The sequence below is a fragment of the Arthrobacter sp. Leaf141 genome, from assembly GCF_001424565.1.
In the GTDB taxonomy this organism is placed as follows: domain Bacteria; phylum Actinomycetota; class Actinomycetes; order Actinomycetales; family Micrococcaceae; genus Arthrobacter.
In genome coordinates, this window is sequence record NZ_LMOL01000002.1 from 105,747 (window position 1) to 107,053 (window position 1,307).

Annotated in this window: 1 protein-coding gene and 1 pseudogene; one reads left to right on the forward strand and one right to left on the reverse strand. The window is 69.3% G+C overall.

What is annotated here, in order from left to right; all coding sequences use genetic code 11:
• On the forward strand, positions 1-683 hold a 683-nt coding region (locus tag ASF72_RS00725; protein ID WP_235504626.1), incomplete at its 5' end, for a helix-turn-helix domain-containing protein.
• 61 nt (positions 684-744) lie between these two features.
• Here ASF72_RS00725 and ASF72_RS20850 read toward each other — a convergent pair.
• A pseudogene (locus ASF72_RS20850) lies at positions 745-1,307 on the reverse strand (NADP-specific glutamate dehydrogenase); the annotation flags it as partial.

The following is a 1,307-nucleotide window of genomic DNA, read 5'->3' on the forward strand; positions in this document are numbered from 1 at the left end:
GCGGACTGCTGATCCAGGACAACCGCGAGGCCGTCCTGCGGCCCGGTGACCTGGCCATCTACGACACCAGCCGGCCCTACACGCTCACGTTCGAGGAACGGGCCCGGCTGATGGTGGTGATGTTCCCCTGTGATGCGCTGGCGCTGCCCAGCGACTGCGTGGGCCAGCTGGCGGCCGTGCGGATGGCGGGCAACGCCGGCCTGGGTGCCTTGGTGGGCCAGTTCATCCGGCAGCTATCGGAGAACCTCGACGTCCTCAACGGTCCCAGCGGCTCACGGCTGGCAGCCAACGCCCTGGACCTGGTGTCCACCCTCCTCCACGCGGAGATGGACATCACCCCGGACCGGCTGACCCCTCAGGCCCTCCTGGCGGTTTCAGCCCGCGAATACATCGAAGCCAACCTGTGGGATCCGCAGCTTTCGCCGGCCGCCGTCGCTGCGGCGCATTTCATTTCCACCCGCCACCTGCACAACGTCTTCCACGAGAGCGGCACCACGGTGGCAAGCTGGATCAGGGGCAGGCGGCTGGCCGGCGCCGGGCGGGACCTGCGGGATCCGGTCCACGCCGGGAAAACGGTGGGCGCCGTTGCCGCGCGGTGGGGTTTCCTCGACGCGGCCCATTTCAGCAGGACGTTCCGCGACGCCTTCGGCGCATCGCCCAGCGACTGGCGCCGCGGCGCCTGACCCGCGCCTTTACCCAGCGCCGTTACCCAGCGGCCCTGCCTAGCGCCCCTAGCCAGCGCCCCTAGATCAGGCCCTGGGCCAGCATGGCGTCGGCCACCTTCACAAAACCGCCGATATTGGCCCCGAGGACATAGTTGCCGGGGTCGCCGTACTCGTCGGCCGTGGCGGCGCAGCTGTGGTGGATACCCACCATGATCTCCGTGAGCCGCGCTTCGGTGTGCTCAAACGACCACGAATCCCGGCTGGCGTTCTGCTGCATTTCCAGCGCCGAGGTGGCTACCCCGCCGGCGTTGGCGGCCTTGCCCGGACCGAACAACACGCCGGCATCCTGGAAAACGGCCACGGCGTCACGGGTGGAGGGCATGTTGGCGCCCTCTCCCACGGCCAGCAGACCGTTGCGCACCAGCTTGGCGGCAGCATCGCCGTCGAGCTCGTTCTGGGTGGCGCAGGGCAGCGCCACCGTGGCGTCCACGTCCCACACGGAACCGCCCTCAACGTAGGAGACGCCGCCGCGCCGGACCGAGTACTCCTTGAGCCGGGCGCGGTCCACTTCCTTGACCTGCCGGAGCAGTGCCACGTCGATGCCAGCAGGGTCCACGATGTAGCCCGACGAATCGGAGCAGG